Source organism: Pantoea sp. GABEPS69, assembly GCF_045780835.1.
Taxonomy (GTDB): Bacteria; Pseudomonadota; Gammaproteobacteria; order Enterobacterales; family Enterobacteriaceae; genus Pantoea; species Pantoea septica.
Genome location: NZ_CP118618.1, coordinates 2496282 through 2515405 on the forward strand (window position 1 = coordinate 2496282; position 19124 = coordinate 2515405).

18 protein-coding genes are annotated in these 19124 nt (G+C 60.3%); 2 read left to right on the forward strand and 16 right to left on the reverse strand.

Annotated elements, in window-relative coordinates; all coding sequences use genetic code 11:
- Positions 1-12: 12 nt before the first annotated feature.
- From holB to yceD, 12 genes are all read right to left on the reverse strand, one after another.
- Positions 13-1002: a DNA polymerase III subunit delta' gene (gene holB / locus PVE98_RS12250; protein WP_096072941.1), complete on the reverse strand. Its 990-nt coding sequence runs from the start codon at positions 1000-1002 to the stop codon at positions 13-15.
- A complete protein-coding gene (gene tmk / locus PVE98_RS12255) occupies positions 999-1631 on the reverse strand; it encodes a dTMP kinase (protein WP_033750924.1) in 633 nt (210 codons plus the stop codon). The genes holB and tmk overlap by 4 nt, the downstream gene beginning before the upstream one ends.
- Complete coding sequence (mltG, locus tag PVE98_RS12260; protein WP_096072940.1) at positions 1621-2640, reverse strand: endolytic transglycosylase MltG; 1020 nt, start codon at positions 2638-2640, stop codon at positions 1621-1623. Before mltG ends, tmk begins: the two co-directional genes overlap by 11 nt.
- Positions 2637-3449, reverse strand: coding sequence for an aminodeoxychorismate lyase (pabC, locus tag PVE98_RS12265; RefSeq protein ID WP_096072939.1), 813 nt, complete (start codon positions 3447-3449; stop codon positions 2637-2639). Before pabC ends, mltG begins: the two co-directional genes overlap by 4 nt.
- Before the next feature lie 120 nt (positions 3450-3569).
- On the reverse strand, positions 3570-4811 hold the full coding sequence (gene fabF / locus PVE98_RS12270; RefSeq protein ID WP_033750934.1) for a beta-ketoacyl-ACP synthase II: 1242 nt from the start codon (positions 4809-4811) through the stop codon (positions 3570-3572).
- A gap of 84 nt (positions 4812-4895) precedes the next feature.
- On the reverse strand, positions 4896-5132 hold the full coding sequence (gene acpP, locus PVE98_RS12275; RefSeq protein WP_025901771.1) for an acyl carrier protein: 237 nt from the start codon (positions 5130-5132) through the stop codon (positions 4896-4898).
- Between the two features lie 153 nt (positions 5133-5285).
- A complete protein-coding gene (fabG, locus tag PVE98_RS12280; RefSeq protein ID WP_033750943.1) occupies positions 5286-6020 on the reverse strand; it encodes a 3-oxoacyl-ACP reductase FabG in 735 nt (244 codons plus the stop codon).
- Between the two features lie 10 nt (positions 6021-6030).
- The gene (fabD, locus tag PVE98_RS12285) at positions 6031-6963 is read right to left on the reverse strand and encodes an ACP S-malonyltransferase (protein WP_096072938.1); all 933 of its coding nucleotides are present in this window, start codon (positions 6961-6963) and stop codon (positions 6031-6033) included.
- A gap of 16 nt (positions 6964-6979) precedes the next feature.
- Positions 6980-7933 (reverse strand): beta-ketoacyl-ACP synthase III, encoded by a 954-nt coding sequence (locus tag PVE98_RS12290; RefSeq protein WP_033750948.1) that lies wholly within the window; start codon positions 7931-7933, stop codon positions 6980-6982.
- A complete protein-coding gene (gene plsX / locus PVE98_RS12295) occupies positions 7934-8974 on the reverse strand; it encodes a phosphate acyltransferase PlsX (protein WP_065426301.1) in 1041 nt (346 codons plus the stop codon).
- Between the two features lie 25 nt (positions 8975-8999).
- Entirely contained in the window at positions 9000-9170 is a 171-nt protein-coding gene (gene rpmF, locus PVE98_RS12300) for a 50S ribosomal protein L32 (RefSeq protein ID WP_017348070.1), read from the reverse strand.
- A 14-nt stretch (positions 9171-9184) separates the two neighbouring features.
- Positions 9185-9706: a 23S rRNA accumulation protein YceD gene (gene yceD, locus PVE98_RS12305; RefSeq protein ID WP_033750954.1), complete on the reverse strand. Its 522-nt coding sequence runs from the start codon at positions 9704-9706 to the stop codon at positions 9185-9187.
- Positions 9707-9846: 140 nt separating this feature from the next.
- On the opposite strand from yceD, the gene PVE98_RS12310 reads away from it, so the two are divergent.
- Positions 9847-10431, forward strand: a complete 585-nt coding sequence (locus PVE98_RS12310; protein WP_096072937.1) for a nucleoside triphosphate pyrophosphatase — start codon at positions 9847-9849, stop codon at positions 10429-10431.
- Between the two features lie 13 nt (positions 10432-10444).
- Here PVE98_RS12310 and rluC read toward each other — a convergent pair whose 3' ends face one another.
- Entirely contained in the window at positions 10445-11401 is a 957-nt protein-coding gene (gene rluC, locus PVE98_RS12315) for a 23S rRNA pseudouridine(955/2504/2580) synthase RluC (RefSeq protein ID WP_096072936.1), read from the reverse strand.
- A gap of 570 nt (positions 11402-11971) precedes the next feature.
- Here rluC and rne point away from each other — a divergent pair.
- Complete coding sequence (gene rne / locus PVE98_RS12320; RefSeq protein WP_096072935.1) at positions 11972-15307, forward strand: ribonuclease E; 3336 nt, start codon at positions 11972-11974, stop codon at positions 15305-15307.
- Positions 15308-15446: 139 nt separating this feature from the next.
- Here rne and flgL read toward each other — a convergent pair whose 3' ends face one another.
- The 3 genes from flgL to flgJ form a co-directional block, all read right to left on the reverse strand.
- Positions 15447-16412 (reverse strand): flagellar hook-associated protein FlgL, encoded by a 966-nt coding sequence (gene flgL / locus PVE98_RS12325; RefSeq protein ID WP_033750963.1) that lies wholly within the window; start codon positions 16410-16412, stop codon positions 15447-15449.
- Positions 16413-16423: 11 nt separating this feature from the next.
- On the reverse strand, positions 16424-18064 hold the full coding sequence (flgK, locus tag PVE98_RS12330; RefSeq protein ID WP_096072934.1) for a flagellar hook-associated protein FlgK: 1641 nt from the start codon (positions 18062-18064) through the stop codon (positions 16424-16426).
- 121 nt (positions 18065-18185) lie between these two features.
- Positions 18186-19124: a flagellar assembly peptidoglycan hydrolase FlgJ gene (flgJ, locus tag PVE98_RS12335; protein WP_096072933.1), complete on the reverse strand. Its 939-nt coding sequence runs from the start codon at positions 19122-19124 to the stop codon at positions 18186-18188.

Here is a 19124-nt window from a genome sequence, read left to right on the forward strand (position 1 = left end):
CTCGTTTGGTCGTTAAGCGACTAAGCCGGGCTTGCGTTGATCAGCCCAGCTGAGAAGTCGGTCGGTTAACAGCAGTTCGCGGTTGACGGCGGCCACGTGGATCAGCTGTTCCCGGCACTGCATCCATGCGCGCGCGCTCTCATCCAGCGCGCGGGCGGAAAAGGTCTCTGCCAGCAGCGCGACCACATCCTGACGGTCGGGATTGCTTAGCCAGCGCACGGCGCCCTGCTGCCATTTGATCGCATCCACCAGCAGCGCCATCAGCCAGCTGATGCGCGCGGCGACATCCTCTGTATTGAGAAGCGGCAGCATCAGCAAAATATCCTGCCGCAGCGCGGCGGGCAATGCATCGCACAGGTTCTGGCGCGCCTGCCAGCGCGCCGGCTCCAGCAGCTGTAGCGCCGCCGCCGGGGCGCCCGCGCTGAGGCGCAGCGCGGTCTGCAGCGCGACAGACTCGTGCGGCAGCTGCTTGCTCAGCCACTGCAGGCTCTGCGCTTCGTCCGGCGGCGCCAGCGAGAGCGCCATACAGCGGCTGCGCAGCGTGGCCAGCAGACGCGACGATTCGCGGCTGCCTAAGAAGAACCAGCTGTTGGCCGGCGGCTCTTCCAGCGTTTTCAGCAGCGCGTTAGCCGCCGATTCGCTCAGCTGCGCGGCATCGGGCAGCCAGACCACTTTCGCGCCGCCCTGCTGGGCGAAATGGTAGAGTTTCTCGGTCACCTGGCGCACCGCGTCGATACCCAGGGTGCTTTTGCCCTTCTCTGCCTCCAGGCGATACCAGTCGGGATGCGTCTGCGCCTGCATCAGCTGACAGCCGTGGCACTGGCCGCAGCTCTTCAGCCCATCCTTCTGCTGGCACATCAGCCAGCGGCTGACGCCCCATACCAGCGCCTCCTCGCCCATGCCGTCAATCGCCTGGATCAGCAGCGCGTGATGCGCGCGCCCCGCCTGATGCTGGCCGATAATGTAGCGGTAAGGCTGATTCAGCCACGGATACCAGTTCATGCCTGCCGATCCAGCCAGCGCGTCAGGGTCGCTTTAATCGCCTGGGTGACGCTGTCGAGCGGCTGCGTGGCATCCACGGTCAGGATGCGCTCGTCTTCGGCAGCCAGCGCCAGATAGCGCTCGCGGGTGCGCTCGAAAAAGCGCAGCGACTCCTGCTCGATGCGATCCAGCTCGCCGCGGGCGCGGGCGCGCTGCAGGCCGATTTCCGGCGTGACGTCGAGGTAAAGCTGAAGATCGGGGCGAAAATCGCCCAGCACGGCGTCGCGCAGCGTGCGCATCAGCGCGGCGTCCAGCCCGCGTCCGCCGCCCTGATAGGCCTGCGAAGAGAGGTCGTGCCGGTCGCCGATGACCCAGGCGCCGCGCGCCAGCGCGGGCTTGATCACGGTATCCACCAGCTGCACGCGGGCGGCGTAGAGCATCAGCAGCTCCGCTTTGTCCGTGACCTGTTCGCCCTCGATGCCCTGCTTCACCAGTACGCGCAGCTGCTCCGCCAGCGGCGTGCCGCCCGGTTCGCGGGTAAAGACGATATCCTGAACGCCTCGCTCGCGCAGCACGGCGACTACCGCCTCGCGCGCCGTGGTTTTTCCGGCGCCTTCCAGGCCTTCAATGACGATAAACTTACTTTTCATCTTTTTCCTTCAGCGTTTGCCGGTAAGCCTGTACCGCCTGATTATGACTGGCAAGGTTGGTGGTAAAGGTATGGCCGCCCTTGCCGTCGGCGACAAAATAGAGGTAATCGGTTTTTTCGGGATGCGCGGCCGCTTCCAGCGAGGCTTTGCTCGGCGCGGCGATGGGGCCAGGCGGCAGGCCGTTTATGGTATAGGTATTGTAATCGGTCGGCATCTCGAGGTCTTTACGCGTCAGCGTGCCCGTATACTTCTCGCCCATGCCGTAAATCACCGTCGGATCGGTTTGCAGCTTCATGCCGGTGCGCAGCCGGTTAATAAACACCGACGCGACGCGCGCGCGTTCAGCGCTGACGGCGGTCTCTTTTTCAATCACCGACGCCATGGTCACCATCTCCTGCGGATTTTTATAGGGCAGGTCCGGCATGCGATTTTTCCAGATCTGATCCACCAGCGCCGTCATGCGGGCGTGCGCGCGCTGCAGCAGTGCGATATCGCTGGTGTTGGCGGTATAGAGATAGGTATCCGGATAGAAACTGCCTTCCAGCGCCTGCGGATTGATGTTCAGCGTCTTCGCCAGCGTGGCGAACTGGTCATCTTTCAGCTGGTGTTTGATATAGGGCGCGGCGCGCAGCTCGGCAAGCCAGTCGATCAGGCGCTGGCCCTCTACCAGCCGCAGCGGGAACTGTGCCTCTTTGCCGCTAGCGAGCAGCTGCAGCAGCGCGCGCACCGTCATCCCCTTCTCCAGCCGGTAGGTACCCGCTTTAAATCGCGCCAGATCCGGCTCGAGCTTCAGCAGCGGACCGAACCAGATGCTCTGCGGGATCAGATGCTGGCTCTCCAGCTGCGCCTCCAGCGCCACCCGGCCGGTGCCCGCTGGTAAGGTATAGATCGTTTCCTGGTCAATGGTTAACGGCGTCGCGGCGAAGCGCTGAATTTGCCAGTAGCTGAAGGCTGCCGCCAGCACCAGAACCGCCGCGACGACGGCGAAAATTTTTTTCGTTCGACTCATTTTGCTTCCATTAAATAGCAGCTGTGCTGAAACCGGTGGTAGAGCGCGCGCTCGCTGAACGCCTTGTCGTCCAGCTGTCGTACCGGCAAAACCGGCATCAGGGCATTGCAGATGACGATTTCGTCGGCCGCCTGCAGCTGCGCCGCTTCACAGCGCACCACATCGCAATGCAGACCTGCGGCGGCCATCTGCGCCATCAGATAGCGCCGCATCACGCCGTCGACGCCAGCGTGCGTCAAATCGGGCGTAAAAACGCGTTCGCCCTGCCGCCAGAATAAATTGGCCGCACAGCATTCCACCACGTAGCCCGCAGTGTCAAGCACCAGCGCCTCGTCGGCGTCGCTCTGCTCGAGATGCGCGCGGATCATCACCTGCTCCAGGCGATTCAGGTGTTTGATGCCCGCCAGCAGCGGGTTCTGCGCCAGCCGCACCGGACTGGTCTGCAGCCTGACGCCCAGGGTTTGCAGCGGCTGATAGTGGTGCGGCCAGGGCGCAACCGAGACGACGCGCGTGGCGCCGCTGCTGCCATTACGGCTGTAGCCGCGTCCGCCAGCGCCGGCGCTGAGAATGACTTTCAGGACCGCCTGGGCGTGCGGCTGCGCGGCTGCGCGCATCTCTTTTTCCAGCCGCCCCCAGTCGACGTCGGGCATCATCAGGCGTTCGCATCCCTCGCGCAGACGGCGCAGATGCGCCGCCAACAGCTGAATGCGGCCGTTATGCACCGCTGCCGTGGTAAAGCAGCCGTCGCCGAACTGCGTCGAGCGATCGCTGACAGGCAGCGTGCGCTGCTCCGTTCCATTTACCCACATAGGGCTCTCCCGCAGGCAAAAGCGCTATGGTAGCGCGTTGTGGTGTGATAATCCGTTTCAGAGCCTTTCCAGATAGAAAAAAGGCCCGCATTTGCGGGCCTTTTGCCAGAACGTGAATCGTCAGATCTTACGGAAAATCAATGAGCCGTTCGTGCCGCCGAAGCCGAAGGAGTTACACAGCGTGTACTCCAGGCCGCTAACCTGACGTGCCGTGTGAGGCACGAAGTCGAGATCGCAGCCCTCATCCGGATTATCCAGGTTAATGGTCGGCGGAACGGCCTGGTCGCGCAGCGCCAGAATCGAGTAGATTGACTCTACCGCGCCTGCCGCGCCCAGCAGGTGGCCGGTCATCGATTTAGTCGAGCTGACCATAACGGTTTTCGCCGAGGCGCCGAAAATGGTTTTCACCGCCTGCGCTTCCGCTTTGTCACCCGCTGGCGTAGAGGTGCCGTGCGCGTTGACGTAGCCGATCTGCTCTGCCGACAGCTGCGCGTCGCGCAGCGCGTTTTCCATCGCCAGCGCGGCGCCAGCGCCGTTTTCCGGCGGCGACGTCATGTGGTAAGCATCGCTGCTCATGCCGAAGCCGACAATTTCCGCATAGATTTTCGCGCCGCGTTTTTTCGCGTGCTCATACTCTTCCAGCACGATAATGCCCGCGCCGTCGCCCAGTACGAAACCGTCACGATCTTTATCCCACGGACGGCTTGCCGCCTGCGGGTTATCGTTGCGCGTAGAGAGCGCGCGCGCTGCGCCGAAGCCGCCCACGCCCAGCGGGGTGCTGGCTTTCTCTGCGCCGCCCGCCAGCATCACGTCAGCATCGTTATAGGCGATGATACGCGCCGCATGACCGATGTTGTGCACGCCGGAGGTACAGGCAGTAGCGATAGAGATGCTGGGACCTTTCATGCCATACATAATCGTCAGATGGCCGGCGATCATGTTCACAATGGTCGAAGGTACAAAGAACGGACTGATTTTGCGCGGACCGCCGTTGACCAGCGAGGTATGGTTCTCTTCGATCAGACCCAGTCCGCCGATGCCGGAACCAATTGCCGCGCCGATGCGTCCAGCGTTTTCATCGGTCACGACCAGACCCGAATCCTGCATAGCCTGCACGCCGGCAACAATGCCGTATTGGATGAAGTCATCCATCTTGCGCTGATCTTTGCGCGAGATGATTTCATCACAATTGAAATCTCTTACGATGCCAGCAAAACGGGTTGCGTAGGCACTCGTATCAAAATGGTCGATCAGGTTAATGCCGCTCTGACCGGCAAGGAGAGCACTCCAGGTAGACTCTACGGTTTTGCCGACAGGAGACAACATGCCAAGACCGGTCACAACTACACGACGCTTAGACACGTTCGTCCTCCAGGGAGGGGGAATAAAAACTCTAAGGAACTAGCATAAAACTCAGGCGGTCGAGCGACCGCCTGAAGATATTCATTAGCCTTGGTGGCTATTGATGTAGTCGATCGCTGCCTGAACGGTAGTGATTTTCTCAGCTTCTTCGTCTGGAATTTCAGTATCAAACTCTTCTTCCAGAGCCATTACCAGCTCAACGGTGTCAAGAGAATCAGCACCCAGGTCTTCAACGAAAGATGCAGAGTTTGTTACTTCGTCCTCTTTCACACCCAGCTGCTCAGCAATGATTTTCTTAACGCGTTGTTCGATATCGCTCATACTATTTAATTTCCTATCAAAACTCGCTTTCGCGATGGTTTTCGTAGTGTATAAAATGTTGAAAAAGATGCAACAAAATCCCGGCTGGTCGAACCACGATTTTACGCTATTTTGCGGTTTTTACCGCAAACAATGCAAATGATTTCGTGATTATCAGACCATGTACATGCCGCCATTGACGTGCAGCGTCTCACCCGTGATGTAGGCTGCTTCGTCAGAGGCTAAGAATGCAACAGCATTGGCGATTTCCTGCGCGTCGCCTAAACGACCTGCGGGAACCTGCGTCAAAATGCCGGAACGTTGATCTTCGCTCAGTGCACGCGTCATGTCCGTCTCGATAAAGCCCGGAGCCACGACGTTTACGGTAATGCCACGTGACGCAACTTCGCGCGCCAGTGATTTGCTAAAGCCAATCAAACCCGCCTTGGCTGCTGCGTAGTTTGCCTGGCCCGCGTTGCCCATGGTGCCAACAACGGAACCGATGGTAATGATACGACCCACGCGTTTTTTCATCATGGCGCGCAATACCGCCTTCGAAAGACGGAAGACCGACGTCAGGTTGGTATCAAGGATATCCGCCCACTCGTCGTCTTTCATGCGCATCAACAGATTGTCACGCGTAATGCCTGCATTATTGACCAAAATGTCTACTTCGCCAAATTCTGCGCGAACCTTCTCCAGCACGCTGTCGATCGATGCGGGATCGGTCACATTCAGCAGCAGACCTTTGCCGTTATCGCCGAGGTAAGCGCTGATGGCTTCTGCGCCGCTTTCGCTGGTCGCGGTGCCGATAACTTTAGCGCCGCGCGCGACCAGCGTTTCAGCGATCGCGCGGCCGATGCCGCGGCTCGCGCCTGTTACCAGCGCAACTTTACCTTCAAAGCTCATGTTTATCCTCTTATTCCTGTTCAAGTGCTGCAGAAAGCGACGTCGGGTCGTTGACCGCTGCCGCCGTCAGGCTGTCCACAATACGTTTGGTCAGACCCGTCAGCACTTTACCCGGCCCCATTTCCAGCAGCTGGGTAACGCCCTGCGACGCCATAAATTCTACGCTCTCGGTCCAGCGAACCGGGCTGTAAAGCTGGCGCACCAGCGCGTGGCGGATCGCCGCCGCGTCGCTTTCGCATTTTACGTCAACGTTATTCACCACCGGAACGGACGGCGCGTTGAACGCAATCTCTTCCAGCGCTACCGCCAGTTTGTCTGCGGCAGGCTTCATCAGCGCGCAGTGCGACGGCACGCTGACCGGCAGCGGCAGCGCGCGCTTGGCGCCTGCGGCTTTACAGGCTGCGCCCGCACGTTCGACCGCTTCTTTATTGCCCGCGATGACCACCTGGCCCGGCGAGTTAAAGTTAACCGGCGAGACCACCTGGCCCTGCGCGCTCTCTTCGCAGGCTTTGCGAATAGAGGCGTCGTCGAGGCCGATAATCGCCTGCATCGCGCCGGTGCCTTCCGGCACCGCTTCCTGCATCAGCTTACCGCGCAGCTCCACCAGCTTGATGGCGTCGGCGAAATCAAGCACGCCGGCGCAAACTAGCGCGGAGTATTCGCCGAGGCTATGGCCGGCCATCAGCGTCGGCTGCGCGCCGCCCTGCTGCTGCCAGACGCGATAGATCGCCACGGAAGCGGCCAGCAGCGCAGGCTGCGTCTGCCAGGTCTTGTTCAGCTCTTCAGCCGGGCCAGCGTTGACCAGCTGCCACAGATCGTATCCCAGCGCGTCAGACGCTTCGCGGAAGGTCGCTTCCACCAGCGGATAGGCCGCCGCCAGCTCAGAGAGCATGCCGACGGTCTGTGATCCCTGACCGGGAAAAACAAAGGCAAATTGCGTCATCTTTTTTTCCTGTGAATCAAAAGCGAACCAGTGCGGAACCCCAGGTGAACCCGCCACCAAAGGCCTCCAGCAGAATCAGTTGTCCGGGTTTGATACGGCCGTCGCGCACGGCTTCATCCAGCGCGCTGGGCACCGACGCCGCCGAGGTATTGCCGTGACGATCCAGCGTGACCACCACTTTATCCATGCCCATGCCGAGTTTTTTCGCCGTCGCGCTGATGATGCGCAGGTTAGCCTGATGCGGCACCAGCCAGTCGAGCATTTCGCGATCGAGATTATTGGCCTGCAGGGTTTCGTCAACGATGTGCGCCAGCTCGGTTACCGCCACCTTGAACACTTCGTTGCCGGCCATGGTGAGATAGGCTGGCTCGTCCTGATTAGCGCGATTCTGGTAAGGCAGCGTCAGCAGCTGGCCGTAGCGGCCGTCGGCATGCAGATGCGTAGAGATGATGCCCTGCTCTTCGCTTGCGCCTAATACCACCGCGCCCGCGCCGTCGCCGAACAGAATAATGGTGCCGCGATCGTTGGGATCGAGGGTGCGCGCCAGCACGTCGGAGCCAATCACCAGCGCATGCTTCACCGCGCCGTTTTTAATGTACTGGTCCGCGACGCTCAGCGCATAGGTAAAGCCCGCACAGGCGGCCGCGAGGTCGAAGGCGGCGCAGTCGTTGATGCCCAGCATCTGCTGGATCATGCAGGCCGAGCTGGGAAAAGCGTGGCTGGACGAGGTGGTGGCAACGATAATCAGTCCGATGTCGCCTGCCTCTACGCCCGCCATCTCCAGCGCGCGCTGCGCAGCCGCGAAGCCCATGCTGGCGACGGTTTCATCCGGCGCGGCAATGCGGCGCTCGCGGATGCCGGTGCGGGTTACGATCCACTCGTCCGACGTCTCCACCATTTTTTCCAGATCCGCATTCGAACGCACCTGGCTAGGCAAATAGCTGCCCGTACCGATAATTTTGGTAAACATCTAGGCTTTGTCACTCCTGGCTAATACAGCATCAAGACGCGCGGCGATTCGTTCGGGAACCTGCCGTCGCACCGCCTGCTCTGCCTGTTCTATCGCCACGGCAAAGGCGCGTTGATTGGCCGCGCCATGGCTTTTGATCACTGTTCCGCGCAATCCTAACAGACAAGCGCCATTGTACTGGTCGGGGTTGAGATGCCCGAAGCGCTTAGCCAGACGTTTCTGAATCCAGCGCCCCAGCAGCTTCAGCCACCATGACCGTTTTTTCCCCTCCCCTGAAGACTTCAGCAGGGAAAGGAACATTCTTACCACGCCTTCCATGGTTTTCAGCGTGACGTTGCCGACGAAACCGTCACACACCAGCACATCTGTCTTGCCGGTAAGCAGGTCGTTGCCTTCCAGGTAACCAATATAGTTAATCTGCCCGGACGCTTTCAGCATGCTGGCGGCGGCGCGTATGCTCTCCAGCCCTTTGGTCTCTTCCTGACCAATATTGAGCAGCGCGACGCGGGGATTGGGGATCGCTAACACCTCTTCCGCCATCACCGCGCCCATTACGGCAAACTGCACCAGCATCTCGCTGTCGGAGTCCACGTTGGCGCCTAAATCGAGCACCACCGTTTTGCCGCGCTGCTGATGCGGCAGCACGGTCATTAACGCCGGGCGCTCAATGCCGTCCAGCGGTTTTATCATTAATTTTGCCAGCCCCATCAGGGCGCCGGTGTTGCCAGCGCTGACGCAGGCCTGCGCTCGTCCCTCTTTCACCAGCTCCAGCGCAATACGCATCGAGCTGCCGCGACTGGCGCGGATCGCCTGAGAGGGTCGCGCATCGCTTGCAATAACTGACTCCGCAGGAATGACCTGCAAACGTTCTGTTAACGAGGAATCCGCTTTGGCAAGCAATGGAGTGATGTCGTCGGGAATGCCGACCAGAAGAAGATTGAGATGCGAATGAGAGGCCAGTGCCTGCAAAGCTGCAGGCACTGTCACGCAGGGACCGAAATCCCCGCCCATGGCATCAATAGCCAGGGTCAAACGTGTCAAAGTATCACCTTGCTAAGCGCAAGTCTTACTTGGTGATGACCTTGCGACCGCGGTAGTAACCATCCGCAGTGATGTGGTGACGCAGATGCGTTTCGCCAGAAACTTTATCTACAGACAGAGTTGCAGTGGTCAGCGCATCGTGCGAACGACGCATGCCACGCTTAGAACGGGTGGGTTTATTCTGTTGTACGGCCATGGACCTTACTCCTATTACTTACGCTTTAAACTGGCTAATACGGCAAATGGGTTTGGTTTTTCCGCCTCTGCAGGCAATTTGCCAAAGACCATGTCCGCCTCGGACACTTCACAGTGTTCAGAATCATGCACCGGAACGACCGGCAGCGCGAGGATGATTTCATCCTCTATCACCGCCAGCAGATCGACTTCGCCAAAATCATCGACGTCGATCGGCTCGTAGGCTTCCGGCAGTGCCTCGGCCTGCTCATCGGTTGAGACAGGACTGAAGCAATAGCTTACGTGGACAGCGTGAGGGAATGTCTGGTTGCAGCGCTGGCAGCGCAATGTAACCTGCACGTCCGCTGTACCTTGCAGTACGGCGAGGCGCTGGCTGTCAACCGCAAACGACATGGTACATTCCACGTCACTGTCCACACTAACAACTGATTCGGCTACGCGCTCCACCTGTTCAGGGGTGTAAACGCCCTGATAATCCAGGCGTTTTTGAGCGGCGCGGACCGGATCCAGCGTCAGGGGTAATTTTACCTTTTGCATAGGGCGCGCATATTAACTTTGTAACGTCATAGAGTCAAAGAAAAAGGCCGTTTCACAGCATCTTTCACCAGTTATTCGCATCCAGTGCGGCGCACAGTTTAAAATGAGTGTCACCAATTCGCCATTACTATTGTGAAAAAATGCCTGTCTCTCTTCTTTTAGCCTCAACCTCGCCGTTTCGTCAGGCGCTGCTGGGCAAACTCGGCCTGCCTTTTATTACCGCGGCGCCAGACGTTGACGAAACGCCGCGCGCTGGCGAAGCCGCCGACGCCCTGGTGACCCGCCTCGCCGTCGCCAAAGCGCAGGCGCTGGCCGCCGACTATCCCGACAGCTGGATTATCGGTTCGGACCAGGTATGCGTGCTCAACGACGCCATTACCGGCAAGCCGCACACGCCCGACCGCGCTTTCGCGCAGCTGCGTCAGGCGAGCGGCTACGCCGTCACCTTTTATACCGGACTGGCGCTCTACCAGCCGCGCAGCGGGACGCTGATGCAGTGCTGCGAACCTTTTGTGGTGCACTTCCGCGCGCTCAGCGATGCGGAGATCCGCGCCTATATAGAGAAGGAGCAGCCTTTGCAGTGCGCCGGGAGTTTCAAGAGCGAGGGGCTGGGCATCTGCCTGTTCGAGCGGCTGGAGGGGCGCGATCCCAATACCCTGGTAGGGCTGCCGCTGATTGCGCTCAGCGGCATGTTGCGGGCAGTCGGCATCAATCCGCTGGAATGACGCCGAAAGCGCGTCAGCTTTTTTGCTGACGCAGCGCCTGCAGGCAGCGCTTGAGTTCGTTATCGAGCGGCGCCTCTAAACGCAGCGTTTCGCCGCTGCCGGGGTGGGTAAAGGTCAGCGCGGCGGCGTGCAGAAACAGACGACGCAATCCGGTAGCGGCCAGCTGACTGTCAAATTCGCGCTCGCCGTAGCGATCGTCAAAGGCGATAGGATGACCGGCATGCAGGGTATGCACGCGGATCTGATGGGTGCGGCCCGTGACCGGGCTCGCCTTGACCAGCGTGGCGAAGGTGAAGCGCTCTTCCACTTTAAAGCGCGTTTCCGACGGTTTCCCTTCGCTGCTGACGCGCACCACGCGCTCGCCGCTCTGCAGGATATTCTTCAGCAGCGGCGCTTGTACGCTCTTGAGGTGCGACGGCCAGCTGCCGCGCACCAGCGCCAGATAATCCTTCTGCATCCCCTTTTCGCGCAGCTGCTCATGCAGCGAGCGCAGCGCCGACCGCTTCTTGGCGACCAGCAGCACGCCGGAGGTGTCACGATCGAGGCGATGCACCAGTTCGAGGAAGCGCGCCTCGGGACGCAGCGCGCGCAGCCCTTCGATCACGCCGAAGCTCAACCCGCTGCCTCCGTGCACTGCCGTGCCGGAAGGCTTGTTGAGCACCAGGATATGATCGTCTTCGAAGATGATCGCCTCCGCCAGCGCCGCGACTTTCTCCAGCTTCGGCGACACCGCCTGCTCTTCGCGCTCGGCGACGCGCACCGGCGGGATGCGCACTTCGTCGCCCTCTTCCAGCTTATATTCCGGCTTAATGCGTTTTTTATTCACCCGCACCTCGCCTTTGCGCAGGATGCGGTAAATCATGCTTTTCGGCACGCCTTTAAGCTGGGTGCGTAAAAAGTTATCGATGCGTTGTCCGGCATTTTCAGCCGAAATGGCGACAAGCTGTACGCCAGGATTCTCTGTTTTCATGGCGGCGATTCTAAATAGTGTCCTGTGATAGCGCCACCCCTTTTTCTGTGCTTAACTCTCCTCTTGTCGCGCGAAAAAGCGCAGCGTGCGCTGGCTTTTTCAGCAGCCTGCTCATTCGTCCGACATATTAAGGTGTTATGTATCACTAATCTTCATCTGGCGGTAAAAGTCGCCTTGCTATATGAAGGTTAGCAATGGAATAATGCTTGAGTTTCTCGTCTGATGCATTTCAGGCCAGAAAAAGAGCTAATTAGTCATTTTGCCGAATGAAACGCACACGCAGCAATGGCGTAAGACGTGATGTTTATTCAGGCACTTAGCGGGCTGCGGGTTGCAGCCTGGACGGAAGTTTGAAATGCAGGAGTTATCAATTTCTCTCAGGCATTTCAGCGCAACGGCGCTGTTTTTCCTTATGAAAAACAGGCCACCGACGTTATTTGCGCCCCTCGCGCAGTCGACAACCGGGAGGTTGACGTAAGGCACTTAGTCACGGGGCCATCGGTCAGAACTCGTCCAGGGTAACTATGCCCGCAGCTTTATCACTCATGTGAGAATAACGAGTCAGAAACGATGAAAAGAATGTTAATTAATGCAACTCAGCAGGAGGAGTTGCGCGTTGCCCTGGTTGATGGACAACGCCTGTACGATCTGGATATTGAAAGCCCCGGACACGAACAGAAAAAAGCCAACATCTACAAAGGTAAGATCACCCGCATTGAACCCAGCCTCGAAGCTGCGTTTGTCGATTACGGCGCCGAGCGCCACGGTTTTCTCCCCCTGAAAGAAATCTCCCGCGAATACTTCCCATCCAGCTATAACGCGCAAGGCCGTCCGAATATCAAAGAGGTGCTGCGCGAAGGTCAGGAAGTGATCGTTCAGATCGATAAAGAAGAGCGCGGCAACAAAGGCGCGGCGCTGACTACCTTTATCTCTCTGGCGGGCAGCTATCTGGTGCTGATGCCGAACAATCCGCGCGCGGGCGGCATCTCTCGCCGCATCGAAGGCGACGATCGCACCGAGCTGAAAGAGGCGCTCTCGTCGCTGGAGCTGCCGGACGGCATGGGCCTGATCGTACGCACCGCAGGCGTAGGCAAATCCGCCGAGGCGCTGCAGTGGGACCTGAGCTTCCGTCTGAAACACTGGGAAGCAATCAAAAAAGCCGCTGAAAACCGCCCTGCGCCTTTCCTGATCCATCAGGAAAGCAACGTTATTGTGCGCGCCTTCCGCGACTACCTGCGCCAGGACATCGGCGAAATCCTGATCGACAACCCGAAAGTGCTCGAGCTGGCGCGCCAGCATATCGCCGCCCTCGGCCGTCCCGATTTCAGCAGCAAGATCAAGCTCTACACCGGCGAGATCCCGCTGTTCAGCCACTATCAGATCGAATCGCAGATTGAGTCCGCCTTCCAGCGCGAAGTGCGCCTGCCGTCGGGCGGTTCGATCGTTATCGACAGCACCGAAGCGCTGACCGCCATCGACATCAACTCGGCGCGCGCCACGCGCGGCGGCGATATCGAAGAGACGGCGTTCAACACCAACCTGGAAGCCGCCGATGAGATCGCGCGTCAGCTGCGCCTGCGCGACCTGGGCGGTCTGATCGTTATCGACTTTATCGATATGACGCCGGTGCGTCACCAGCGCGCGGTGGAAAATCGCCTGCGCGAAGCGGTGCGTCAGGATCGCGCGCGCATTCAGATCAGCCATATTTCGCGCTTCGGCCTGCTGGAGATGTCGCGTCAGCGTCTCAGCCCGTCGCTGGGCGAGTCGAGTCATCACGTCTGTCCGCGCTGTAGCGGCACCGGCACCATCCGCGACAACGAATCGCTGTCGCTGTCGATTCTGCGCCTGATTGAAGAAGAAGCGCTGAAAGACAACACCAAAGAGGTGCACGCCATTGTCCCGGTGCAGATCGCCTCTTACCTGCTGAACGAAAAACGTGAAGCGGTGAACGCGATTGAGAAGCGCCAGGGCGGCGTTCGCGCGATTATCGTGCCGGACGATCGCATGGAAACGCCGCACTACTCCGTGCTGCGCGTGCGCAAAGGCGAAGAGACGCAGACCCTCAGCTATCACCTGCCGAAGCTGCATGAAGCCGAAATGGCGATGCCGTCGGAAGAGGAGCACGCCGAGCGCCGTCGTCCTGAGCAACCTGCGCTGGCCGCCTTCGTTATGCCTGACGCGCCGCCGGCGCCGGCCGAAACCCCAGCGGAGCAGCCTAAAGCCGTTGAGCCGCAGCCTGAAGCCAAACCGGCTGCCGCCGCGCCAGCCGCCGCCAGCGGTACCGGCTTCTTTAGCCGTCTGCTGAAAAAACTGTTCGGCGGCAACGAGCCTGCCCCGACGCCAGCCGCGGAAGCGACACCAGCTCCGCAGGCCAGCAGCGAAGAGAGCGACAACGACAGCAGCGCCAAAGAGCGCGGCGATCGTCGCAACAATCGCCGCAACAACAACCGTCGCGAGCGTACGCCGCGCAACGGCGACAGCCGCGAGCCGCGTGAAAACCGTGAACCGCGCGAGAGCCGCGAGCCGCGTGAGAATCGCGAACCGCGCGAGAGCCGTGAGCCGCGTGAAAATCGCGAGCCGCGCGACAACGCCGATGCGCGTCGCAACAAGCGCCAGTCACCGCAGAACGAAGCGCGCGAAGAGCGCAGCCCGGTTCTGAGCGACGAAGCGCGCCAGCAGCGCGAAGAGCAGCAGCAGCAGCGTCGCGAACAGCGCGCCGAGCGCCAGCGTCGTCGCCAGGAAGAGAAGCGCGCGCAGCAGGAAGCGAGCAAAGCCGTTGAGTCCGCCGCCGTCGCTGACGTCGTCGAGACCCCGGAAGCGCAGGAAGATGAGCGCGTTCAGGTTATGCCGCGCCGCAAGCCGCGCCAGCTGACGCAGAAAGTGCGTATCGGCGGCGAGACGGAGCAGCCGACAGCGGGAGCTGTGGAAACGCAGCCAGAGGCCGTACGCAACGCGCCGCAGATCGAAGAGCCAGCGCAGTTCGAGCAGGATGAGACGGAAAACCGCGACAACGGCAATATGCCGCGACGTTCGCGCCGTTCGCCGCGCCACCTGCGCGTCAGCGGGCAGCGTCGCCGTCGCTATCGCGACGAGCGTTATCCGACCGAGTCAGCCATGCCGCTGGCTGCCGCCGCAGCGTCGCCAGAAATGGCATCCGGCAAGGTCTGGGTACGCTATCCGGTCGCTCAGCCGGTAGAGATGCAGGAGCCGCAGCAGGATGCGCCGGACTACAGCCAGCAAGAGACCGCAGGCGCTATCGCCCTGCCGGTCGCCGCTGTCGAAGCCGCGCCATCCATCGAAGCCGCGCCGCAGGCTGACGCTGCGCCGCAGGTCAATGCCGCTGAAGCGCAACCGGCTGATGACGTGCAGCAGGCTGAACCTCAGGCGGAAACGCCGGTCCCGCTGGTGAATACTGATAACACCGCGCCGATTGAGGCACCGGTAAATCATGAACCTGCCGTTATCCCGGCTGCTGATGAAGCCGTAGCGGAAGCGATCGCTGAGCAGGCTGTTCCGGCTGCGCCGGTTGTTGAAGAAGCGACGCCAGCCGCCGACGCCACCGAGATCGCCGCTGAATCAGCGCACGACGTGACGCCGGAAGCAGAAGCGCAGGTTGAGGAAGTGCTGAACGCCCCGGTTGCGGCAGAGAGCACGCCTGAGCCGATCAGCGAGCCGCATGCGCCAGTTCCGGCACGCGACGCCGCGCCGCAGGAATCCGCCGTCCGCTTTACCCATCACGCTTCCGCGCCGATGACCAAAGCGCCGGCGCCAGCCTGGCAGCCGGAGCCGGCACGCCACAGCGACTGGGTACGCGCGCCGTTCGCCTTCGAAGGCAAAGGCGCAGCGGGCGGTCACAGCGCGACGCATCAGGCCACCGCTCCGGCGACCCGACCTGAGAGCGCGTAACCACCTGACGCGACCTACAAAAAACCCCGGCTTGCCGGGGTTTTTTATTTCTTACGGATAAAAAAAATCCCACGATGCCGGTCAGGGTCGTGGGACAAAATGAGCATGTCCGGTTCAGGCATGCTCGAATCAGGTTTTGTCAGGCGTTGAGCTGGAACAGCGACATCTTGGACATGTCGGTAAAGGTTTTATAAGAGGCCTGAAGCGCCGTCTGCTGCATGGTATAGCTGGAGATGGCCGAGGTGTAGTCGGTGTCGACCAGGTCGCTCATTTCGCTGCTCAGGATCACGTCGCGGTTGCCGCCCTGCCCATCCAGCGTGCTCAGTTCAGAGAGCTGAGTGCCGATCTCGGAGCGCACGGTCAGAACATTGTTTAGCGCATTGCCAAGGCCGCGGTTGGTTTTATCCATCGCATCCTGAAACGTCTTTTTAGCGGCGTCGTCGGCGTCCGCCAGCGGCGTCTTCAGCGCGGCGATAGCGCTGTCGAGCATATTGAAGATATTGGTTTCGCTGGCGCTACCGTCCGGCTCTTTTTTGGCGTTGCCGGTGATCGACATAAAGATGTCGTCGCCGGTGTGGCCCACGGTCATGGTGCGGCTGGTATCCACTTTCTGCGTAATGGCGTCGCTGCCGCCCGCATAGGTCACCGCGCCGCTGCCGTTGTCGACGAAAGGCGCGCTATCGGTTTTATAACCGGCGAAGATATAACGGCCGTTGCCGTCTTTGCTGTTCGCCAGGTTCAGCAGCTGCGAGCGCAGGCCCTCCAGCTGGGTGGCGATAGAGCCGCGGTCGTCGTCGCTCAGCGTGCCGGTCGAGCCGTTTACGATCAGCGTCTGCGCATCCTGAATGGTGCTGGTCACGCCGGTGAGCGTGTTCTCTTCCATCGACAATCCCTGAGTCGCAAAGGTGCGCGCCAGTGAGTACTGGCTGCTCTGCGCCTGGGTCTGCGCCAGCACGACCGAGCGCGACGCGGCGATAGGATCGTCTGAGGGATTATTGACGCGGCGGCCGCTGGAGAGCTGCTCGCCCACTTTCAGCCAGGAGGATTGCGAATCGCTGATGCCGCGCACCTGCTGGTCAAAAATCATATTGGTACTGAGTCGCATGGTTCTTTTCCTTAGCGAATATTAAGCAGCGCGTCGAAAATCGAGCTGGCGGTTTGCAGCACCTGCGCGTTCGCCATGTAGTACTGCTGATACTTGGTCAGGTTGGCGTACTCTTCATCGAGGTTGACGCCAGATACCGACTGCTGGCGATCGGTCAGCTGCGTCACGACGTTTTTCTGCGTGGTGCTGGCGGTTTCCAGCGTGCTGGTTTTGTTGCCGACGGTGCTGACGATGCTGGCGTAAGCCTGCGACAGCGTCGCGTTGCCGTTCACCACCTTCGCGTCCTGCAGCGCCAACAGCTTCTGGGCGTTGCGGTTGTCGCTCTCGCCGCCCGTCGCGCCCGCCGCCGCAATCTGCGACTCCTTGGTAATGGCGACCGACATGCCGCTGATGACGTTCTGCACCGGCTTCACCAGGAAGCTGTCCTGCGCGTTCGGCGTGCCGTTCACGGTCAGCTGCACGCCGTCGAAGCTCAGCGTGGCGTTGCCCGAGGCGTCGGTGCCGGCCGTGGCGGTAATTTTCACATTGTCGGATGCGCGCGTGACGTTCCAGTTCGCGCCGTCATAGCTGACGGTATAGTTAGAGGCTTTCAGCGCGCTGGTATCGGTCCAGCTCGCCGTCAGGGTCGTGGCGGAGCTGTTTTTACTGTTGCTCTGCACCGTTGGGCTGCCGATGGTGAAAAAGTCCGTGCCCTGATCGCCGTTGCTGTCGTAGCCCTGCTTATGCACCGCGTTGAAGCTGGTGGTAAAGGCGGCCGCCAGCTGACCGAGCTGGTTCTGCGCGCTGTCCAGGTCCTGGGAGCGGAAAGCCAGCAGGCCGCCCAGCGAGCCGGTAGTGATGTTCTTTTCAGCAATCTCGACGTTGCCGGCGCTGTTATCCACATAGCCGACGGCGGTGCGCGTCGGATCGCTGCTGGAGGGCATCGCGACCAGGCTGGTGGATTTGTTGCCGTTGACCAGCGTTACGCTGCCCATGGCGACGATATAATTGCCGTCCTGCTTAGAGACGGTTACGCCAACGATATTATTCAGGCTATTTACCAGCTGATCGCGCTGATCCAGAAGATCGTTCGGCTGCGCGCCGCTTGCGGTGCTCAGCTTGCCGATCTGTTTGTTGAGATCGGCGATCTGGCTGGTAAAGGTGTTGATCTGGTCAACGTTCGAGGCGACATCGGTATTGACGCTGCTCTGCATATTGGTCAGATACTGCGCGGTGGTCTGGAACTGGTTCACCAGCCCCTGGGCGTTGCTCAGCATCGACTGACGCGCCGACGGATCGTTCGCGTTGCTCACCACGTTCTGCAGGTTAGTAAAGAAGCCCTGAATCGACGTCGAGAGACTGGTGGTTGAGGTGGAAAGCAGATCGTCGATGTTGGAGATTTGCGAGTACTGGGTATTGGCCGCGCTGTAGGTGGCGCTGGAACTGCGCAGCTGCGCCGTAATGAACTCGTCATATTCGCGCTGCACGCCGGTAACGTTTACGCCGTTGCCGTAATAGCTGCTGCCCTGCAGGGTGCTGTTCGCCTGCGACAGCAGAATCGTCTGGCGCGAGTAGCCCGCGACCGTGTAGTTGGTAATGTTATTGCTGGTGGTGCTGAGCGCCGCCTGTGCGGCGCTTAACCCACTCATCGCAGAGTTTATTATGCTGGACATCTCGGTTCCTTTCTTTCCCGTTAAGCGGGCTCGCACTCATCAATGCTCGCCCGTGCGCGAAAACGCGTCTGGCATCTGCTGATATTATCGGCGCGCCTGAGTGAAACTTGAGGCTGAGCCGCTAGAAGAGATCGTTTAAATCTTTGCTGTACGCCTTCACCACTTTCTCGCCCATGCTTTTGAATTGCTGGATCATTCCTACCAGCTTCTGCGCATATTTCGGATCGGTGGCGTAACCGGCGGCCTGCAGCGCGTGCGCGCCCTGCTCGGCGGTCTGCGCGCTGGTGACGGCGGCGTAGCGCGGGTTGTTCGAGAGGAGTTTGACGTAGTCGGTAAGCGCCTCGAAATAGGAGTGGTAGACGCGGAAGCTGGCGCGCACCTTCTTCGCCTCGCCCTGCTCATACTCCGTGGTCATGATATCGGTGGTTTCGCCGGTCCAGTTGCCGCTCGCCTTGATGCCGAACACGTTGTAGCTTGGTTTGCCGTCGCGGGTCAGGATCTGGCGCTGGCCCCAGCCCGACTCCAGCGCTGCCTGCGCCAGAATCAGGTGGTGCGGAATGCCGCTCTCGGCGCTGGCGGCCTGCGCAGGCTGCGCCAGCTGGGCGATAAACTCGCTGCTGTCGGCAGGCAGGTTAGCCGGCGAGACCGGCAGGCGCGGCACCGCCTTGCGCACCATCTGCTCCAGCTGGCTGGAGGCCGCTGCGCTGTAGATAAAGCTGTCGTCGAGCGGCATCGGCACGGTGCCGGCGCGCTCGTCGGGCTCCTGCGCCGGCTGCATCTGCTTGACGATAAGATCGGCCATGCCCAGACCGCGCTTGCCGATCTCCTGCGCAATCTGCTGATCGTACATCGAGGTGAACATTTTGGTCGATTCGTTGCTGAAGATGCCGTCCTGCGGCAGCGCTTCGCGCATGCTCTTCATCATCATCTGCACAAACATTCCCTCAACCTGTTTCGCCACCTGCAGCGCCTTGCCTTTCGGGTCGGTGCTGGCTTCGCGCTTCAGGTCGTTCAGCGAGCGGCTGTCAAAGGCCGCCTTCGTCAGCGATTGCGTATCCAT

Bases quoted from the DNA above. Each gene is read 5' to 3' on its own strand.
- holB (WP_096072941.1), bottom strand. From the start codon at position 1,002: ATGAACTGGTATCCGTGGCTGAATCAGCCTTACCGCTACATTATCGGC.
- tmk (WP_033750924.1), bottom strand. From the start codon at position 1,631: ATGAAAAGTAAGTTTATCGTCATTGAAGGCCTGGAAGGCGCCGGAAAA.
- mltG (WP_096072940.1), bottom strand. From the start codon at position 2,640: ATGAGTCGAACGAAAAAAATTTTCGCCGTCGTCGCGGCGGTTCTGGTG.
- pabC (WP_096072939.1), bottom strand. From the start codon at position 3,449: ATGTGGGTAAATGGAACGGAGCAGCGCACGCTGCCTGTCAGCGATCGC.
- acpP (WP_025901771.1), bottom strand. From the start codon at position 5,132: ATGAGCGATATCGAACAACGCGTTAAGAAAATCATTGCTGAGCAGCTG.
- fabG (WP_033750943.1), bottom strand. From the start codon at position 6,020: ATGAGCTTTGAAGGTAAAGTTGCGCTGGTAACAGGCGCGAGCCGCGGC.
- fabD (WP_096072938.1), bottom strand. From the start codon at position 6,963: ATGACGCAATTTGCCTTTGTTTTTCCCGGTCAGGGATCACAGACCGTC.
- PVE98_RS12290 (WP_033750948.1), bottom strand. From the start codon at position 7,933: ATGTTTACCAAAATTATCGGTACGGGCAGCTATTTGCCTAGCCAGGTG.
- rpmF (WP_017348070.1), bottom strand. From the start codon at position 9,170: ATGGCCGTACAACAGAATAAACCCACCCGTTCTAAGCGTGGCATGCGT.
- yceD (WP_033750954.1), bottom strand. From the start codon at position 9,706: ATGCAAAAGGTAAAATTACCCCTGACGCTGGATCCGGTCCGCGCCGCT.
- PVE98_RS12310 (WP_096072937.1), top strand. From the start codon at position 9,847: ATGCCTGTCTCTCTTCTTTTAGCCTCAACCTCGCCGTTTCGTCAGGCG.
- rluC (WP_096072936.1), bottom strand. From the start codon at position 11,401: ATGAAAACAGAGAATCCTGGCGTACAGCTTGTCGCCATTTCGGCTGAA.
- rne (WP_096072935.1), top strand. From the start codon at position 11,972: ATGAAAAGAATGTTAATTAATGCAACTCAGCAGGAGGAGTTGCGCGTT.
- flgL (WP_033750963.1), bottom strand. From the start codon at position 16,412: ATGCGACTCAGTACCAATATGATTTTTGACCAGCAGGTGCGCGGCATC.
- flgK (WP_096072934.1), bottom strand. From the start codon at position 18,064: ATGTCCAGCATAATAAACTCTGCGATGAGTGGGTTAAGCGCCGCACAG.
- flgJ (WP_096072933.1), bottom strand. From the start codon at position 19,124: ATGGATACGCAATCGCTGACGAAGGCGGCCTTTGACAGCCGCTCGCTG.